The 17,486-nt window shown below is 64.1% G+C and carries 16 protein-coding genes and 1 tRNA gene; 8 read left to right on the top strand and 9 right to left on the bottom strand.

Annotated elements, in window-relative coordinates:
- The first annotated feature begins 71 nt into the window (after positions 1-71).
- Positions 72-1,556: a carboxypeptidase M32 gene (locus PQU96_RS07460; protein ID WP_272771651.1), complete on the top strand. Its 1,485-nt coding sequence runs from the start codon at positions 72-74 to the stop codon at positions 1,554-1,556.
- Positions 1,557-1,638: 82 nt separating this feature from the next.
- Here PQU96_RS07460 and PQU96_RS07455 read toward each other — a convergent pair whose 3' ends face one another.
- Entirely contained in the window at positions 1,639-2,226 is a 588-nt protein-coding gene (locus tag PQU96_RS07455; RefSeq protein WP_272771650.1) for a cold shock domain-containing protein, read from the bottom strand.
- A 71-nt stretch (positions 2,227-2,297) separates the two neighbouring features.
- Positions 2,298-3,728: an aminotransferase-like domain-containing protein gene (locus PQU96_RS07450; RefSeq protein ID WP_272771648.1), complete on the bottom strand. Its 1,431-nt coding sequence runs from the start codon at positions 3,726-3,728 to the stop codon at positions 2,298-2,300.
- 310 nt (positions 3,729-4,038) lie between these two features.
- Between PQU96_RS07450 and PQU96_RS07445 the strand changes: the two genes are divergently transcribed.
- Entirely contained in the window at positions 4,039-4,647 is a 609-nt protein-coding gene (locus tag PQU96_RS07445) for a LysE family translocator (protein ID WP_272771646.1), read from the top strand.
- 1 nt (position 4,648) lies between these two features.
- Entirely contained in the window at positions 4,649-5,353 is a 705-nt protein-coding gene (locus PQU96_RS07440; protein WP_272771644.1) for an aspartate/glutamate racemase family protein, read from the top strand.
- A 7-nt stretch (positions 5,354-5,360) separates the two neighbouring features.
- Here the strand turns inward: PQU96_RS07440 and PQU96_RS07435 are convergent, their stop codons facing one another.
- The 7 genes from PQU96_RS07435 to tgt form a co-directional block, all read right to left on the bottom strand.
- Positions 5,361-6,524: a benzoate/H(+) symporter BenE family transporter gene (locus tag PQU96_RS07435; protein WP_272771643.1), complete on the bottom strand. Its 1,164-nt coding sequence runs from the start codon at positions 6,522-6,524 to the stop codon at positions 5,361-5,363.
- 22 nt (positions 6,525-6,546) lie between these two features.
- Positions 6,547-8,523 (bottom strand): DNA mismatch repair endonuclease MutL, encoded by a 1,977-nt coding sequence (mutL, locus tag PQU96_RS07430; protein WP_272771642.1) that lies wholly within the window; start codon positions 8,521-8,523, stop codon positions 6,547-6,549.
- 137 nt (positions 8,524-8,660) lie between these two features.
- Entirely contained in the window at positions 8,661-9,299 is a 639-nt protein-coding gene (locus PQU96_RS07425) for a DedA family protein (RefSeq protein ID WP_272771663.1), read from the bottom strand.
- 88 nt (positions 9,300-9,387) lie between these two features.
- On the bottom strand, positions 9,388-10,323 hold the full coding sequence (secF, locus tag PQU96_RS07420) for a protein translocase subunit SecF (protein ID WP_272771640.1): 936 nt from the start codon (positions 10,321-10,323) through the stop codon (positions 9,388-9,390).
- Positions 10,324-10,335: 12 nt separating this feature from the next.
- Positions 10,336-12,183 carry a protein translocase subunit SecD gene (secD, locus tag PQU96_RS07415; RefSeq protein WP_272771639.1) on the bottom strand — a complete coding sequence of 616 codons (1,848 nt, stop codon included), beginning with the start codon at positions 12,181-12,183 and terminating at the stop codon, positions 10,336-10,338.
- 45 nt (positions 12,184-12,228) lie between these two features.
- A complete protein-coding gene (gene yajC / locus PQU96_RS07410; RefSeq protein WP_272771637.1) occupies positions 12,229-12,549 on the bottom strand; it encodes a preprotein translocase subunit YajC in 321 nt (106 codons plus the stop codon).
- A gap of 163 nt (positions 12,550-12,712) precedes the next feature.
- On the bottom strand, positions 12,713-13,828 hold the full coding sequence (gene tgt / locus PQU96_RS07405; RefSeq protein ID WP_272771636.1) for a tRNA guanosine(34) transglycosylase Tgt: 1,116 nt from the start codon (positions 13,826-13,828) through the stop codon (positions 12,713-12,715).
- 135 nt (positions 13,829-13,963) lie between these two features.
- Here tgt and PQU96_RS07400 point away from each other — a divergent pair.
- The 5 genes from PQU96_RS07400 (at position 13,964) to rplT (ending at position 17,406) form a co-directional block, all read left to right on the top strand.
- Positions 13,964-14,040, top strand: a tRNA-Val gene (locus tag PQU96_RS07400).
- 184 nt (positions 14,041-14,224) lie between these two features.
- A complete protein-coding gene (gene thrS, locus PQU96_RS07395) occupies positions 14,225-16,126 on the top strand; it encodes a threonine--tRNA ligase (RefSeq protein ID WP_272771634.1) in 1,902 nt (633 codons plus the stop codon).
- Positions 16,127-16,161: 35 nt separating this feature from the next.
- Positions 16,162-16,686 carry a translation initiation factor IF-3 gene (gene infC / locus PQU96_RS07390; RefSeq protein ID WP_082133798.1) on the top strand — a complete coding sequence of 175 codons (525 nt, stop codon included), beginning with the start codon at positions 16,162-16,164 and terminating at the stop codon, positions 16,684-16,686.
- Between the two features lie 154 nt (positions 16,687-16,840).
- On the top strand, positions 16,841-17,038 hold the full coding sequence (gene rpmI, locus PQU96_RS07385; protein ID WP_047967884.1) for a 50S ribosomal protein L35: 198 nt from the start codon (positions 16,841-16,843) through the stop codon (positions 17,036-17,038).
- A gap of 11 nt (positions 17,039-17,049) precedes the next feature.
- Positions 17,050-17,406 carry a 50S ribosomal protein L20 gene (gene rplT / locus PQU96_RS07380; RefSeq protein ID WP_189373747.1) on the top strand — a complete coding sequence of 119 codons (357 nt, stop codon included), beginning with the start codon at positions 17,050-17,052 and terminating at the stop codon, positions 17,404-17,406.
- Positions 17,407-17,486: the final 80 nt, after the last annotated feature.

The raw sequence follows: 17,486 nt of genomic DNA, 5'->3' as shown, positions 1-17,486 counted from the left end.
TGCGGCATAATGATTGATTGCTGCCGTTTGTGCTGGCATCATCGGGCAGAATATTCCAAGAAAGCCACGAAATGACCAATCCAGCCTACCAGGCCGCTGTTGCCGCCTTCACCCGCCTGTACCGCTACCAGCATCTGGCCGCCATCGCCGGCTGGGATCAGGCGGCGATGATGCCGCCTGGGGGCAACGCGGCGCGCGGCGCGGCGATGGCCGAGCTGCAGCTGCTGATGCACGGCCTGCTGACCGCGCCGGCACTGCAACAGGCCCTGCAGGCGGCGGCGCAGGAGAGCCTGTCCGACGCCGAACGCGCCTCGCTGCGCGAGATGAAGCGTGTATGGCAAAGCGCCAACCTGCTGCCGGCACGGCTGGTGGAGGCCAAGTCGCTGGCCGGTAGCCGCTGCGAACACGCGTGGCGCGAACAGCGCAAGGCGGGCGACTGGCAGGGTTTCCTGTCCAATTTCCGCGAGGTGGTGCAGCTGGCGCGCGAAGAGGCGCAGCTGCTGGCCGAGGCCAGCGGTAAGTCGCGCTACGACGCGCTGCTGGACAAGTACGAGCCGGGCATGAGCAGCACCGAGCTGGAGCGCATCTTCGGCGACGTCAAAGGCTGGCTGCCGGGGCTGATCCGGCAGGTGATGGACAAGCAGGCCGGCGAGACGCTGGTCGCCGCGCAAGGGCCATTCGCGGTGGCGCAGCAGCGCGCGCTGGGGGTGGAGATCATGGGGCTGCTGGGCTTCGATTTCGACGCCGGCCGGCTGGACGTGTCGGTGCACCCGTTCTGCGGCGGCGTGGCCGAGGACGTGCGCATCACCACCCGCTACCGCGACGACGATTTCATGCAGAGCATGATGGGCATCGTGCACGAGACCGGCCACGCCCGTTACGAACAGCGCCTGCCGCGCGAACTGGCGCACCTGCCGGTGGGGCAGGCGCGCTCGATGGGTATCCACGAGAGTCAGAGTTTGTCGTTCGAGATGCAGCTGGGGCGCAGCCCGGCCTTCCTGTCGCTGATCGCACCGATGGTGAAAAAACATCTGGGCGAGCAGCCGGCCTTCGATGCGGCCAACCTCGCGCGCATGTACAGCCGCGTGCGTCCCGGCTTTATCCGCGTCGACGCCGACGAGCTGACCTACCCGGCGCACGTGATCCTGCGCTTCGAGATCGAGCGTGCGCTGATCGAGGGCGAGATCGAGGCCGAGGACATTCCGGCGCTGTGGGACGAGAAGATGCAGGCCTACCTCGGCGTCGACACCCGCGGCAACTACCGTGACGGCTGCCTGCAGGACATCCACTGGACCGACGGCAGCTTCGGCTACTTCCCCAGCTACACCCTGGGCGCGATGTACGCGGCGCAGTATTTCGCCGCCATCCGCCGCAGCGTGCCGGACCTGGACGCCCGCATTGCCGCCGGCGACCTGGCGCCGGTGATGGACTGGCTGGACGCCAACATCTGGTCGCAGGCCAGCCGCTGGGAAACCGGCGAGCTGGTGCAGCGTGCCACCGGCGAGGCGCTGAACCCGGCGCACTTCCGCGCCCACCTGGAAGCACGCTACCTGTAAGCGCCGGCACACGCCGGATGTGACTGCGGCCAACCTTGGCGACAAGGTTGGCCGCAGTGTTTTGGGTTCTGTGTGTGCCGGCTCAGTTGGCGAATTGCGACTCGCACGGCTCGCCGTCGCTGTCCCCGTCCATCTTCGTGTCCGGGCAGTGCTGGATGAAGAACAGCGCTTCCTCGCGTGACCGCATTTGTGAGCAGTGCTGGCGGCCGTCACAACTGAAATTTACGGCCTGATCAAAGCCGGGGCTGGCGGTAGGCCCGATCTCTCCGACGGCAGGGGCGGCAGCGGCAAAGTCGGGTAGGGAGACGCGGGAGTAAGCGGTGATGCCGGCGCTTAACAGCAGCATCAACATCAGCAGGATGCCATACCAGCGGGTATTGCGGGGGCGCCGTCTTGGTGTCGGGTTGTCACGATAGCCGTCTGGGCGTGCTTGTCCGCGAAACGCGCCGGCGTGGGGTGCGAAGGCCTTGCCCTGTATCTGTCTTGCTGACACCTTGCCATTGTCAGCTAGCTGACGCCGATAGGACACGATGAAACCGACCTGGGGACGGATGCCGTGCTGCGGACAATCCGAGATATGGAAGAAAATCTCTTCCTTGGTATTGTCTTGCGTAATAAAGCCGAAGCCCCTGCTGTCGTTCCAGCGGCTGATGGTGCCGTGATAAAGCATGGTGATGTGCCCGGTCTGATGTTCGCCAAGTCCTTATTTTAGTGTGGCATATGCTTTTTGTGTTTTCTTTGTCATGACGTGCCACAGCTGGCCGCCAGCTCGCCGACCCGTGCCAGCGCGCTGACGAAGCGCTCGTCCAGCGGCTGGCAGCAGGACAGGCGCAGCGCGTTGCGGTAGCGGCCGCTCGGTGAATACAGCGGTCCCGGCGAGATGCTGATGCGCTGCTGGATCGCGAGGTCGAACAGCTTCACCGTGTCGTAGCCGTCCGGCAGCTCCACCCAGATCAGGAAACCGCCGCTGGGGTGGGTGGCGCGGGTGCCGGCGGGGAAGTGGTCGGCGATCAGCGCGCGCACCTTGTCGATGTGCAGCGTGTAGCGCCGCTTCAGCGCGCGCAGGTGGTGGTCGTAGCCGCCGGATTCCAGGAAGGCGCCCAGCGTCTCGCACAGCACCAGCGGCTCGGCGATGGAGGTGGCGAACTTCAGCTTGCGCAGCTCCTCGGTGAAGCGGCCGCCTTCCATCCAGCCGACGCGGAAGTCCGGTGCCAGCGTCTTGGTGTAGCTGGCGCAGACGATGATCCAGCCGTCGCTGTCGTAGGCCTTCACCGCCGGTTGCAGCGCGTCGCCGAACTGCAGCTCGGCGTACAGCGCGTCCTCGATCAGCGGCACCTGGTAGCGGTTCACCAGTGCGGCCAACCTTTTCTTGTGTTCGGTGCTCATGCTGCAACCCAGTGGATTGTGCACGTTGGGCATCGCAATGATGGCGTTGAGGCGCTTTTCCGCCAGCAGCATCTCCAGCGCGTCCAGCGACAGCCCGGATTGCGGATCGGTGGGGATCTCCAGCGCCTTCAGCCCCAGGCTCGCGAACAGCGGCAGCAGGTTGAAGTAGGTCGGCGACTCGATGCCGACGGTGTCGCCGGGGCGGCACACCGCGCGCAGCGCCAGGTTCAGTGCCTCCATCGCGCCGTGGGTGAGGATGATGTTGTCGGCCTGCAGCGCCATGCCCAGCTCCAGCCCGCGCCGCGCGATCTGGGTGCGCAGCCGTTCCGAGCCCGGCGGCAGCGCGTAGTTGCTGACCAGGCCCGGGTTCTTGCGCAGCACCTGGCCCATCAGCCGCGCCAGCTTGGCGGCGGGGTAGAAGTCGCCGCCTCGCGGGCAGGCCAGCGCCATGTCGATGTAGCCGGGCGTCTGCTGCGCCTTCAGTGCGGCGCCGATCAGGTCCAGCACCGCGCCGTCGGTGCCCTGCGCCGGGCCGGCGGCCTGGCTGCTGCTGCGCGCCGGCGACGGCAGCCGCGAGCGCACGTAGTAGCCGGACTGCGGCCGCGCCTCGACCAGGCCGCGGTCTTCCAGCACGCGGTAGGCGGCGACCACGGTATTGAGCGACAGCTGGCGGCTGTGCGCGGTCTTGCGCACCGAGGGCAGGCGCGAGCCGGGCGGCAGGGTGCCGAGGTTGATGGCGCCGGACAGGTCGTCGGCGAGTTGCTGGTACAGGGTGGTGCTATCCATGGCGGCTTTCCGTAAGAACCTGTTCAATGTCTGCTGTGCTTCGTGGAACATTACACGGTGAGTACGCCTTCGGCATGCTGCGTGCTCCCGTCGAATTCCGTTTCCCCTGTCGTTTTTGCCTGGTCTTGCGTGAGCGCGCGAGACTTCGAACAGGTTCTGACACGGGCATGACAGTGGGCAGGAGAACGGGGGGTGACAGTTGCCGTTATGCGATAACTGTCACCATGACAATAATAAATTCTTGGTGCTGTATCCGGCAACTGTGCCTAGCTACGATGGAGCGGTCTACTACTTGTTGCGGGAGCGTGTGATGCTGGGTCTGCCTTTATTGAGTTATGTGTCGCTGATGTCGATCACGCCGGGGCCGAACAACCTGATGCTGGCCGCGTCGGGGGTCAATTTCGGCTTTCGCCGCAGCGTGCCGCACCTCTTGGGCATCAGCATCGGCCACGGTGTGCAGGTGCTGCTGGTGTCGCTGCTGCTGGGCTGGGTGATGGCGTGGCTGGACGACTGGCGCCTGCTGCTGACGTTGGCCGGCTGCGGCTACCTGCTGTGGCTGTCGTGGCAGGTGTGGCTGGCGGGCGAGCCGCAGGCGAAGCAGCTGGTGCGGCCGATGAGCTTTGTCGGCGCCGCCGCCTTCCAGTGGGTGAACCCGAAGGCGTGGGTGATGGTGATCAACACCGCCTTGCTGTTTTTGCCGCTGCAGGCCGGGCTGTCGCACGCGCTGCTGCTGGCGCTGGCCTGCGCGCTGATCAACCTGCCCTGCATCGCGCTGTGGGCGGGGCTGGGCGAGGTGCTGCGCCGTCATCTGGCGCAAGCATCGGCACGGCGCTGGTTCAATGGCATCATGGCCTTGTTGATGGCGCTGACCGCGCTGTACCTGCTGTACGACGAATTGCAACTGGCCGGGGTGCTGTGACATGAAGGGACGACTGCTGGGGCTCTTGGGCGGCATGAGTTGGGAATCGACCGCGCACTACTACGCGCAGATCAATCGCCGGGTGCGCGACGCGCGCGGCGGGCTGCACTCGGCGCCGCTGCTGCTGCACAGTATCGACTTCGCGCCGCTGGCCGAGCTGCAGCGCCGAGGCGAGTGGGCGCAGGCCGCCGAGCTGCTGGGCGAGGCCGGCCGTGGCCTCGCGCGGGCCGGTGCCGGCGCGCTGCTGATCTGCAGCAACACCATGCACAAGGTGGCGGCGCCGGTGGCGGAGCGGGCCGGCCTCCCGCTGCTGCACATCGCCGACCCCACCATCGTCGCGCTACGTGCGGCCAACGTTGGCCGCGTCGGCCTGCTCGGCACCCGTTTCACCATGGAGCAAGACTTCTACCGCGAGCGGTTGCAGGCGGCCGGGCTGCAGGTGCTGCTGCCGACCGCGGCCGAGCGCGACGAGGTGCATCGCGTGATCTTCGACGAGCTGTGCCAGGGTCAAGTGCTACCGGCGTCGCGGGCGCGCTATCTCGACATCATCGCCGCGTTGCAGGCGGCGGGGGCGCAGGCGGTAATCCTCGGCTGCACCGAGATCTCGCTGCTGCTGGACGGCTGCGAGGCCAGCCTGCCGCGGTTCGATACCACCGCGCTGCACGCGCAGGCGGCGGCCGACTGGCTGTTGCAGGCCGGGACCTGAGCGCGGCTCAGGCCTTGCGCCGCGCGTTGAGGATCAGCAGCGCCAGCACGCCGCCCACCAAGCCCCAGAACGCGGAGCCGATGCCGGCCAGCGATACGCCGGAGGCGGTGATCAGGAAGGTGATCAGCGCCGGTTCGCGCATCGTGTCGTCCTTCATCGCGGTGGCGAGGCCGCCGGCGATGGTGCCGAACAGCGCCAGCCCGGCGATGGCCAGCACCAGTGCCTTGGGAAACGCCGCGAACAGCGCGCCGACGGTGGCGCCGAACAGCCCCAGCAGCAGGTAGAACGCGCCCGCCGCCACGCTGGCCAGATAGCGTCGCGCCGGGTCTTCGTGCGCGTCGCGGCCCATGCACAGCGCGGCGGTGATCGCCGCCAGGTTCACCGCGAAGCAGCCGAACGGCGCCAGCAGCAGGTTGACCACGCCGGTACCGGTCATCAGCGCCGAGATCGGTGGCCGGTAGCCGTTGGCGTGCAGGGTGGCGACACCGGGAATGTTCTGCGACGCCATGGTTACCACGAACAGCGGCAGGCCGACGCCCAGCAGCACGCCGGGGGTGAACTGCGGCGTGGTCCACAGCGGGGTGGCCAGCGTCAGCGTGACCTCGCCCAGCTGCAGCAGGCCAAGCTTGGCTGCAATCACGCAGCCGAGCAGCAGCACCAGCACGATGGCGTAGCGCGGCAGCAGGCGCTTGGCCAGCAGGTAGGTGACGAACATCGCCAGCACCAGCGCGAGCTGGGTCTGCATCGCGGTGAACACGTTGATGCCGAACTTGACCAGAATGCCGGCCAGCATCGCCGCCGCCATCGGCAGCGGGATGCGGTTGAGCGCCTTCTCGAACCAGCCGGTCACCCCGGCGAGCACAATCAGCGCCGCCGAGAACACGAAGGCGCCGATGGCCTCCGGCATGCTGACGCCGGAGAGCGAGGTGATCAGGAGCGCGGCACCCGGCGTCGACCACGCGGTCACCACCGGCACCCTGTAGCGCAGCGACAACCCGATGCAGGTGATGCCCATCGCGATGCCCAGCGCCATCAGCCACGAGGCGATCATCGCCTGGCTGGCGCCGGCGCTACGCGCCGCCTCGAAGATGATGGCCGCCGAGCTGGTGTAGCCGACGAGGACGGTGACAAAGCCGGCGCTGAGGGCGGGCAGATCGCGACGTTGCAGCATGGGGACTCCGTGAGCGCGCGCCTTAGCGGCCGCGCATGAAAAGATTGTCCAGATCGCGCATCGACAAGCGCGACCACGTTGGCCGACCGTGATTGCACTGGCCGGAGCGTTCGGTGGCCTCCATGTCGCGCAGCAGCGCGTTCATCTCGGTCAGCGTCAGCTGGCGGTTGGCGCGCACCGCGCCGTGGCAGGCCATGGTCGCCAGCAGCTCGTTGCGGCGTTCGGTCAGCACCTGGCTGAGGCCGATCTCGCGCACGTCCTTCAGCACCGCGCGCGCCAGCTCCACCGGGTTGCCATCCTGCAGCCACACCGGTACGCCGCGCACTGCGATCTGCGTCGGCGACAGCGGCGCCAGTTCGATGCCCAGGCGCTGCATCGCTTCGCCGTGCTCGTGTGCGGTGGCGACCTCGAAGCGGTCGGCGGCGAACGATACCGGCAGCAGCAGGGGCTGCATCGGGATCGTGTCTTCTTCCAGTGCATTTTTCAGCCGTTCGTAGACGATGCGCTCGTGCGCGGCGTGCATGTCGACCACGATCAGGCCGTCCTCGCACTGGCTGAGGATGTAGACGCCGTGCAGCTGCGCCAGCGCGAAACCCAGCGGCGGGATGCCGTCGCTGGCGTCGGGCAGGGCGGCAAGTTTGGCTGCAGACAGCGGCGTGGCCAAGGTGCTGCCGGCTATTGAGCTGCCGGCCGTCGGGTTGCCGATCATCGTGCTACCGGCCGGCGTGTCGGTGACGGCCGGTGTCGGGCCGCGCTCTTCCTCGCGCAGGCCGGCGAACTGGCGCTGGTAGCCGCCGATCGCCTCGCGTGCCACGTGCAGCGGCATCGCCTGCTGCTCGTAGCGCGGCTGCTGGAACGGCATCCGCTGCGGGCTGTCGCCGGCACGCGCGGCAGCGGCCGCCGTGCTGAAGGCGGCGAGCGTGTCTTCGTTGCGGCCAACGTTGGCCGCAACGGTGGCGTCGTCTCCTGCCGGCTGGCCATCGTCCAGCGTCACCGCCGGACTGGCGCCGGCGGTGGTGCTGGCCAGCGCCTTGTGCACGCTGTGGAACAGGAACTGGTGGATGCCCTGGCTCTCGCGAAAGCGCACCTCGATCTTGGTCGGGTGCACGTTGACGTCGACGTTGGCCGGATCCAGCGTGAAGAACAGCGCGTAGGCCGGGTGGCGGTCGTGGTGCAGCACGTCGCGGTAGGCCTGGCGCAGCGCGTGCTGCGCGATCTTGTCGCGCACGAAGCGGCCGTTGACGTAGAAGTACTGCGCGTCGCGGCTGGCCTTGGAGTAGGTCGGGCTGGCGACGAAGCCGGTGAGCGTCAGGCCGGCGGCGCCGGTATCGATCGGCAGCGAGGCCTCGACGAAGTCCTTGCCCAAGAGCGCGCCGACGCGTTCGGCCAGGCTCTGCTGCGGCAGGCGCCACACCACCTTGCCGTTGTGGCGCAGGATGAATTCGACCTGCGGATGCGCCAGCGCGATACGCTCGAAGGTGGCCTCGCAGTGCGCGTACTCGGTGTTCTCGCTCTTCAGGAACTTGCGTCGCGCCGGGGTGTTGAAATAGAGGTCGACGATCTCGACGCTGGTGCCGGGGGCGTGCGCGGCCGGCTCCACCGGGTGCAGCGTGCCGTCGATGGCGACGATCTGGTGCGCGTGCTCGGCGTCGTGCGGGCGGCTGGTCAGCGTCAGCCGCGACACCGAGGCGACGCTGGCCAGCCCCTCGCCGCGAAAGCCGAGGGTAGCGACGTTTTCCAGGTCGTCGAGGCTGCCGATCTTGCTGGTGGCGTGGCGGTCCAGCGCCAGCGGCAGGTCGTCGGCGGCGATGCCGCCCCCGTTGTCGCTGACGCGGATCAGCTTGATGCCGCCCTGCGCCAGGTCGACGCCGATGCGATCGGCGCCGGCGTCGAGGCTGTTTTCCAGGATTTCCTTCAGCGCCGACGCCGGCCGTTCCACCACCTCGCCGGCGGCGATCTGGTTGACGAGGTGGTCGGGCAGTTTCTGGATGCGTTTCATTGAAAAATCTTTAGTTGGCCACGGAAAGACACGGAAAACACGGAAGGATCACCGTGGCGGTGTGACGTGCCACGTCCGTTCTCCGGCCTGTCGTGGCCTTGTCCGTGTCTTCCGTGTGCTTCCGTGGCAAAAACAAATCAAACCTTCCCCGCCGCGCGGCGGTGGCGGATCACTTCGATGATGCCCGGCAGCATCGACACGATGATGATGCCGAAGATCATGAACTCCAGGTTCTTGCGCACGAAGGGCAGGTTGCCGAAGAAGTAGCCGGCGTAGCAGAACCCGGCCACCCACAGCACGGCGCCGACCACGTTGTAGCCGAGGAAGTGGCGGTAGTCCATGCGCCCGATGCCGGCGACAAAGGGGGCGAAGGTGCGCACGATGGGCACGAAGCGGGCGAAGATGATGGTCTTGCCGCCGTGGCGCTCGTAGAAGGCGTGGGTCTTGTCCAGGTATTGCGGTTTCAGCAGCCGCGGAAAGCGGGTGAACAGCCGCATGCCGACATGTTTGCCGATGGTGTAGTTGACGCCGTCGCCGAGGATGGCGGCCACGATCAGCAGGCCAACCAGCACTTGCACGTTCATCTCGCCCATCGCGGCGAGGGCGCCGGCGACGAACAGCAGCGAATCGCCGGGCAGGAACGGTGTCACCACCAGCCCGGTTTCGCAGAACACGATCAGGAACAGGATCAGGTAGATCCACGGCCCGTAGCTGGCGACCAGCTGGGTCAGATGCACGTCGATGTGCAGGATGAAATCGAGCAGAAAAGCGATCAGTTCCATGGCGACTCGGGGTGGGTAAAAGTCAAAAAGGTTGGCCGCATTGCCTGCGGCCAACCTTGCTCGGGTCTGTTGCGCGGGCGCGTCAGACCACCGCTTCTTCTTTCGGCTTCACGACCTTGATCATGTGCTCTCGCTTGACGCCCAGCGCCAGTGCCAGCGGGCTGGCGACCAGTACCGAGGAGTAGATGCCGAACACGATGCCGATGGTCAGCGCCATGGCAAAGCCGTGCAGTGCCGGGCCACCGAACACCAGCATCGCCAGCACCACCGTCTCGGTGGAGCCGTGGGTGATCATGGTGCGGCTGATGGTGGAGGTGATCGCGTTGTCGATCACTTCCGCGGTGCCCTTGCCGCGCATGCCCGGCTTGCGGAAGTTCTCGCGGATACGGTCGAACACCACCACCGATTCGTTGACCGAGTAGCCCAGCACCGCCAGCACGCCGGCCAGTACCGTCAGGCTGAACTCCCACTGGAACAGCGCGAAGCAGCCGATGATGATCACCACGTCGTGCATGTTGGCGATGATCGCCGACACCGCCAGACGCCACTCGAAGCGCAGCGCGAGGTAGATCACGATGCCGAGGCAGACCAGCAGGATCGCGGTCAGGCCGTGGCTGACCAGCTCCTCGCCCACGCTTGGGCCGACGAACTCGACCTTGCGCAGCTGCACGCCGGCGTCCCCGGCCTTGAGCAGGCTCATCACCTGTTCAGACAGCTTGGCCGAGCTGGTGCCTTCCTTGTTCGGCAGGCGGATCAGCACGTCGCGGCTGGTGCCCAAGCTCTGTACCTGTACTTCGCCCACCTTCAGCGTTTCCACGCGATGGCGGATGTCGGCGAGGTTGGCTGCTTGCTGGTACTGCACTTCCATCACCGTACCGCCGGTGAATTCCACCGACAGGTTCAGCCCTTTGCTGAACAGGAAGAACACGGCCAGGATGAAGGTCACCAGCGAGATCGCGGTGGTGAGCTTGCCGTAGCTCATGAACGGGATATCCCGTTTGATGCGGAAAAACTCCATGTTTCTTGATCCTTACTTGGTTTCCGGCTTCCACACCTGACCGATGGACACGGTAGTCAGGCGGCGGCGACGGCCGTACCACAGGTTGACGATGCCGCGCGATACCAGTACCGCGGAGAACATCGAGGTCAGGATGCCGAGGCAGTGCACCACGGCAAAGCCGCGTACCGGGCCGGAGCCGAACACCAGCAGTGCGATACCGGCGATCAGCGTGGTCACGTTCGAGTCCAGAATCGTCGCCCAGGCGTGGCCGTAACCGGCCTGGATCGCCGACTGCGGCGGCACGCCGTTGCGCAGCTCCTCGCGGATGCGCTCGTTGATCAGCACGTTGGCGTCGATGGCCATACCCAGCGTCAGCGCGATCGCGGCGATGCCCGGCAGCGTCAGCGTCGCCTGCAGCATGGACAGCAGCGCGATCAGCATGAACAGGTTGACGCCGAGCGAGGCCACCGAGATCAGGCCGAACACGCGGTAGTACAGCACCATGAACACGGCGATGGCGGCAAAGCCCCACAGCGTGGCGCTGAAGCCCTTCTCGATGTTTTCCTTGCCCAGGCTCGGGCCGATGGTGCGTTCCTCGATGATGTTCATCGGCGCGGCCAGCGAGCCGGCACGCAGCAGCAGGGCCACGTCGTTGGCTTCGGCCGGGTTCATGCTGCCGGAGATCTGCACGCGGCCGCCGCCGATTTCACTGCGGATCACCGGTGCGGTCACCACTTCGCTCTTGTTCTTCTCGACCAGTACCATCGCCATGCGCTTGCCGATGTTTTCCGCGGTCAGGCTGCGGAAAATCTCGGCGCCGGTGCTGTCCAGGCCGATATCCACCGAAGCGCCGCCATTCTGGTCAAAGCCGGGCTGGGCGGAGTTGATGTTGTCGCCGGTCAGCTCGACATCCTTCTTCAGCAGGATCTTCTGGACGCCGCGCGAGGTGGCCTCGTCCAGCAGCTCGTAGCCGACAGGCACGTTGCCGGCCATCGCTTCGGCCACGCGCGACGGATCGTCTTCCACCATGCGGACCTGCAGCGTGGCGGTACGGCCGAGGATGTCCTTGGCCTTGGCGGTGTCCTGCACCCCCGGCAGCTGCACCACGATGCGGCTCGGACCGGCTTGCTGGATCACCGGTTCGGCGACGCCCAGCTCGTTGACACGATTGTGCAGGGTGGTGATGTTCTGCGACACGGCATCGCTCTGGATGCGGGTGATCTCTTCCGGCTTCAGCGCGAGGCTGAGGCGGAACAGCTGGTCGTCGCTGCTGAAGGTCAGCGACGGCAGGCTGCGCGCCAGCTTGTCGGCGGCGGCGTTCAGCGTTTCCCGGTCACGCAGCTGCACTTCCAGCGCGGTGTTGCCGGTGCGCTTGATGGTGCCGTAACGGATCTTGGCGGATTTCAGCTCGCGGCGGATGTCGCCGGCGTAGCGTTCCATGGTCTTGTCCACGGCGGCCTGCATGTCGACTTCCAGCAGGAAGTGCACGCCGCCGCGCAGGTCGAGGCCGAGGAACATCGGGTTGGCGTGCAGCTTGCTCAGCCATTCCGGCGAGGCGGCCAGCAGGTTCAACGCGATGATGTAGGTGTCGCCCAGTGCTTGCTGGATGATGTCGCGCGCCTTGATCTGCGTGTCGGGGTCGTTGAAGCGCACTTTCAGGCTGTTGCCGTCAAGGAACAGGCCGGCAGGCTTGATGCCCTGCTGCTGCAGTACGGTCTCCACCCGTGCCATCAGCGCCGTATCGACGGTGGCCGATTGGCGGGTGCTGGAGATTTGCACGGCAGGGGTTTCGCCAAAGAAATTGGGCAGGGTGTAGATTGTCGAGACAATCAGCACTACCGCAATGACGAGGTATTTCCAGATCGGGAAGCGGTTCATGGAGGCGATGACAGGAAAAAGGGCCGCCAGGGCGGCCCATTGGGATTACAGGGACTTGATGGTGCCTTTTTCCAGCTTGGCGGAAACGGCGCCACGCTGGACATTGATTTCCACGCCGTTGGCGATTTCGATGGCGAGGTACTGGTCACCGGCCTTGGTCACGCGGCCAACGATGCCACCTTGGGTTGCCACTTCGTCGCCCTTGTTGATTTCGGACAGCATCTTCTGGTGTTCTTTCATTTTCTTCTGTTGCGGACGGATCAGCAGGAACCAGAACAAAACGAAAATCACGATCATGGGCAGGAAGCCCATCAGGTCGAAGCCGCCGGCGGCGGAAGTATTGGCAAATGCGGGGGGGATGAACATCGGGTGAGACTCCCTGTTTTTAAGTTGAATGCGGGTATTACGTGTGCAAGTGGCCGATTGTAGCCACGCTGCGGCTGATTTCCAACCATTGTGCCGCCGCGCCGCTTTTGCAAGCGGCATGGCGGTGCGTGGCGCGGCAGTACACTGACAGCCGTTGGCCGCGTCAGTTCACGCCGCGGGCACGGCGTTCGTGGAAGCTCGCTTTCCAGTCCTCGAAACGGTCGGCGTCGATGGCGTCGCGCATCTCCTGCATCAGCACCTGATAGTAGTGCAGGTTATGGATGGTGTTTAGTCGTGCGCCGAGAATCTCGCCCGTGCGGTGCAGGTGGTGCAAGTAGGCACGGCTGAAGTGGCGGCAGGCGTAGCACTCGCACTGTTCGTCCAGCGGCTTCTTGTCGTCCTTGTAGCGCGCATTCTTGATCTTCAGGTCGCCCCATTGCGTGAACAGCCAGCCGTTGCGTGCGTTGCGGGTCGGCATCACGCAGTCGAACATGTCGATGCCGTTGGCGACGCCGTGCACCAGGTCTTCCGGTGTGCCGACGCCCATCAGGTAGTGCGGCTTCTCCGGCGGCAGCATGTCCTTGAGTTCGGTCAGCATGCGGTACATTTCCGGCTTCGGCTCGCCCACCGACAGGCCGCCGATGGCGATGCCGTCGAAACCGATCTGCATCAGGCCGTCCAGCGATTCGCGGCGCAGGTCGGTGTACAGGTTGCCCTGCACGATGCCGAACAGCGCGTTGGGGTTCTTCAGGTCGTCGAAGGCGCGGCGCGAGCGTTCGGCCCAGCGCAGGCTCATGCGCATGGATTTGGCGGCGGTGGCGTGGTCGACCTGGCCCGGGGTGCACTCGTCGAAGATCATCACGATGTCGGAGTTGAGTACCTTCTGGATTTCCATCGACTTTTCCGGCGACAGGAACAGCTTGTCGCCGTTGACCGGGCTCTGGAAGGTGACGCCTTCCTCGGTGATCTTGTTCAGCGCGCCGAGGCTGAATACCTGGAAGCCGCCGGAGTCGGTGAGGATGGGCTTGTCCCAGCCGATGAACTCGTGCAGGCCGCCGAACTTCTCGATGATGTCGAGGCCGGGGCGCAGCCACAGGTGGAAAGTGTTGCCCAGAATGATCTGGGCCTTGATGTCGTGCAGCTCGTGCGGGCTCATCGCCTTCACCGAGCCGTAGGTGCCCACCGGCTGGAACACCGGGGTCTCCACGGTGCCGTGGTTCAGTTCCAGGGTGCCGCGGCGGGCGCCACCCGATGTCTTGTGCAGGGTAAACTTCAGCATGTGCTTGATAATAATGGCTGGAATCGGAAATTTAGCCGCGCAGTATACACCCCGCGTGCGGCCAGGGGGTGAGCTTTGCACGCAAATGGCTTGCGTTTGCCGGCAGCAGTTGGTAATATTGTCAGCCTTGATTGCAGGCACGTAGCTCAGTTGGTTAGAGCACCACCTTGACATGGTGGGGGTCGTTGGTTCGAATCCGATCGTGCCTACCAAATTCAGTTTGGAGTATTAAATGTTCAAGCGAACTACCACCACCCGTATCTCGCGATAAAACCGAGCCATACGGGGTGCCTTTAAAATTAAAGGAATACTCCAAGCAAACCAAAAAGTGCGGCTCAAGCCGCACTTTTTTTTTGGATTTTTGTCGTCCACCTTCACTTTAAAGCTGGAGTTGCTATGCCTGACATTCGCCTGCCCGACGGTTCCATCCGTTCCTTCGACAAGCCGGTAACGGTGCACGAAGTGGCTGCGTCCATCGGTACCGGTCTTGCGCGTGCGGCGCTGGCTGGTCGCGTGGATGGCCAACTGGTTGACACTTCTTTTCTGATTGCGGCCAACGTTGATCTGGCCATCATCACCGAGAAAGACGCGGACGGCCTGTCCATCATCCGTCACTCCGCCGCCCACCTGCTGGCCTATGCGGTGAAGGAGCTGTTCCCGGAGGCGCAGGTCACCATCGGGCCGGAGATCGAAAACGGTTTCTACTACGATTTCGCCTACAAGCGTCCGTTCACGCCGGAAGACCTGGTGGCGATCGAGAAGAAGATGACCGAGCTGGCGAAGAAGGACATTCCGGTCGAGCGCTACGAACTGCCGCGTGACGAGGCGATCGCCTACTTCAAGAGCATCGGCGAGGCGTACAAGGCCGAGATCATCGAGTCCATTCCGCAGGGCGAGGTGCTGAGCCTGTACCGCGAAGGCGGCTTCACCGACCTGTGCCGCGGCCCGCACGTACCGTCGACCGGCAAGCTGAAGGTATTCAAGCTGATGAAGGTGGCCGGTGCCTACTGGCGCGGCGACAGCAACAACGAGATGCTGCAGCGTATCTACGGCACCGCCTGGCAGAAGAAGGAAGACCTGGAGCAGTACCTGTTCATGCTGGAAGAGGCGGAAAAGCGCGACCACCGCAAGCTGGGTCGCCAGCTGGACCTGTTCCACCTGCAGGATGAAGCGCCGGGCATGGTGTTCTGGCACCCGAAGGGCTGGCAGCTGTGGCAGAGCATCGAGCAGTACATGCGCAAGACGCTGACCGAAGCCGGCTACCAGGAAATCCGCACCCCGATGGTGATGGATCGCGTGCTGTGGGAGAAATCCGGTCACTGGGAAAACTACCGTGAAGGCATGTTCACCACCGAGTCGGAAAAGCGCGACTACGCGGTGAAGCCGATGAACTGCCCGGGCCACGTGCAGGTATTCAATCAGGGGTTGCGCTCCTATCGCGACCTGCCGATGCGTCTGGCCGAGTTCGGTGCCTGCCATCGCAACGAGCCGTCCGGCGCGTTGCACGGCATCATGCGCGTGCGCGGCTTCGTACAGGACGATGCGCACATCTTCTGTACCGATGACCAGATCATCGCCGAGGCCAAGGCTTTCAACGAGCTGACCATGGCGGTGTACAAGCGCTTCGGCTTCGACAAGGTGGCGATCAAGCTGTCGCTGCGTCCGGAAAAGTACGCCGGCACGCTGGAAACCTGGGATCGTGCCGAAGAAGGCTTGCGCGAGGCGCTGCGCGCCTGCGGCGTGGAGTGGGAAGAGCTGCCGGGCGAGGGTGCGTTCTACGGTCCGAAGATCGAGTATCACATCAAGGATGCGCTGGGCCGTTCCTGGCAGTGCGGTACCCTGCAGCTGGACTACGTGCTGCCGGAGCGTCTGGGCGCCGAGTATGTCACCGAAGACAATGGCCGTGCCCGTCCGGTGATGCTGCACCGCGCGATCCTGGGGTCGCTGGAGCGTTTCATCGGCATCCTGATAGAAAACCACGCCGGGGTGTTCCCGCTGTGGCTGGCGCCGGTGCAGATGGTGGTGATGAATATCACCAGTGCGCAGGCCGATTATGCTGCGGAAGTGGCAACCAGTTTGCGTAAACTGGGCTACAAAGTCGATCTTGACTTGAGAAACGAAAAGATCGGCTATAAAATCCGCGAGCACAGCCTGCAGAAGCTCCCTTACCAGGTCGTTATCGGCGACAAGGAAAAAGAGGGCGGGCTGGTGGCCGTACGCGCTCGTGGCGAGGATCTGGGTCAGATGACCCTGCAAGCCTTTGCCGAACACCTGCAAGCCGCGATGGCGCAGGTCTGAGTGCCTACGGGTACGATCACTAAACTACAGGAGTATTGGCTATAGCTCAGGAACGCGAACCACGGATCAATGGCGAAATCACCGCCCGCGAGATCCGTCTGGTAGGAGAAGAAGGCGAGCAGCTCGGTATCGTCAGTCTGCGTGAAGGTCTGGCGCTGGCGGAAGAGCGCGACGTTGATCTGGTGGAAATTTCGCCGACGGCCCAGCCGCCGGTGGTCAAGCTGATGGACTACGGCAAGTACAAGTACGAGCAGTCCAAGAAGCGCCACGAAGCGAAGCAGAAGCAGAAGCAGATCCAGATCAAGGAAATCAAGTTCCGTCCTGGTACCGACGACGGCGACTACAACGTCAAGCTGCGTAACCTGATCCGCTTCCTCACCGAAGGTGACAAAGCCAAGGTAACCCTGCGTTTCCGTGGTCGTGAGATGGCTCACCAGGATATCGGTCTCGCGCTGCTCAAGCGCGTGGAAGCCGATTTGGCGGAAGTGGGTACGGTCGAGCAGTTCCCGCGACTGGAAGGCCGCCAAATGGTCATGATGATTGCCCCGAAAAAGAAATAATCGGGTATAATCATCGACTTCTTCACGGCAGGCTCGCCTGCCGTGTTGATTTTGTAGGCCGGCAACGGCCTGCAGCAAAAGCGTGACGCAGTGGTTTCAAGTGCCTTCGGGCCACCCTGGGTCTAATCTAACGAAAATTCAGCAGGAGCATTCCATGCCGAAAATGAAAACCAAGTCGAGCGCGAAGAAGCGTCTCAAAGTATTGGGCAACGGTGGTGTCAAGCGCTCTATGGCGTTCAAGCGTCATATCCTGACCAAGAAAACCACCAAAACCAAACGTCAATTGCGCGGTACTGCCATGGTAGATAGCACCAACATGGCTTCCGTTCGCAAAATGATGCCCTACGCTTAAGGAGATAATTCATGCCACGCGTAAAACGCGGTGTAACCGCACGTGCTCGTCACAAGAAAATCTTAGCTCTGGCGAAAGGCTATCGCGGCCGCCGGAAGAACGTCTATCGCATCGCCAAACAGGCGGTGATGAAAGCCGGTCAGTACGCCTACCGCGACCGTCGTCAGAAAAAGCGTCAGTTCCGTCAACTGTGGATTGCTCGTATCAACGCCGCTTCGCGTGAAAACGGCCTGCCATACAGCAAGTTCATGAACGGCCTGAAGAAAGCGCTGATCGAAATCGACCGTAAGGTCCTGGCCGATCTGGCCGTGTTCGATAAGCCGGCATTTGCTCAAATCGTTGCACAAGCAAAAGCCGCCCTCGCTTAAGCGCTGGATACTAAAAAGGGAGGCTGATGCCTCCCTTTTTTTTCGATTTTCTCCAAGATGGCTGACTCGAGCGCGCCCCG

Origin of the sequence: Vogesella margarita, from assembly GCF_028548475.1 — a bacterium.
In the GTDB taxonomy this organism is placed as follows: Bacteria; Pseudomonadota; Gammaproteobacteria; order Burkholderiales; family Chromobacteriaceae; genus Vogesella; species Vogesella margarita.
Note: the sequence above shows the minus strand (reverse complement) of the source record. Positions and strands in the feature narration are given on the sequence as shown.

Coding starts and splice junctions, on each gene's coding strand:
- PQU96_RS07460 (WP_272771651.1), top strand. CDS start 72: ATGACCAATCCAGCCTACCAGGCCGCTGTTGCCGCCTTCACCCGCCTG.
- PQU96_RS07455 (WP_272771650.1), bottom strand. CDS start 2,226: ATGCTTTATCACGGCACCATCAGCCGCTGGAACGACAGCAGGGGCTTC.
- PQU96_RS07450 (WP_272771648.1), bottom strand. CDS start 3,728: ATGGATAGCACCACCCTGTACCAGCAACTCGCCGACGACCTGTCCGGC.
- PQU96_RS07445 (WP_272771646.1), top strand. CDS start 4,039: ATGCTGGGTCTGCCTTTATTGAGTTATGTGTCGCTGATGTCGATCACG.
- PQU96_RS07440 (WP_272771644.1), top strand. CDS start 4,649: ATGAAGGGACGACTGCTGGGGCTCTTGGGCGGCATGAGTTGGGAATCG.
- PQU96_RS07435 (WP_272771643.1), bottom strand. CDS start 6,524: ATGCTGCAACGTCGCGATCTGCCCGCCCTCAGCGCCGGCTTTGTCACC.
- mutL (WP_272771642.1), bottom strand. CDS start 8,523: ATGAAACGCATCCAGAAACTGCCCGACCACCTCGTCAACCAGATCGCC.
- secF (WP_272771640.1), bottom strand. CDS start 10,323: ATGGAGTTTTTCCGCATCAAACGGGATATCCCGTTCATGAGCTACGGC.
- secD (WP_272771639.1), bottom strand. CDS start 12,183: ATGAACCGCTTCCCGATCTGGAAATACCTCGTCATTGCGGTAGTGCTG.
- yajC (WP_272771637.1), bottom strand. CDS start 12,549: ATGTTCATCCCCCCCGCATTTGCCAATACTTCCGCCGCCGGCGGCTTC.
- tgt (WP_272771636.1), bottom strand. CDS start 13,828: ATGCTGAAGTTTACCCTGCACAAGACATCGGGTGGCGCCCGCCGCGGC.
- thrS (WP_272771634.1), top strand. CDS start 14,225: ATGCCTGACATTCGCCTGCCCGACGGTTCCATCCGTTCCTTCGACAAG.
- rpmI (WP_047967884.1), top strand. CDS start 16,841: ATGCCGAAAATGAAAACCAAGTCGAGCGCGAAGAAGCGTCTCAAAGTA.
- rplT (WP_189373747.1), top strand. CDS start 17,050: ATGCCACGCGTAAAACGCGGTGTAACCGCACGTGCTCGTCACAAGAAA.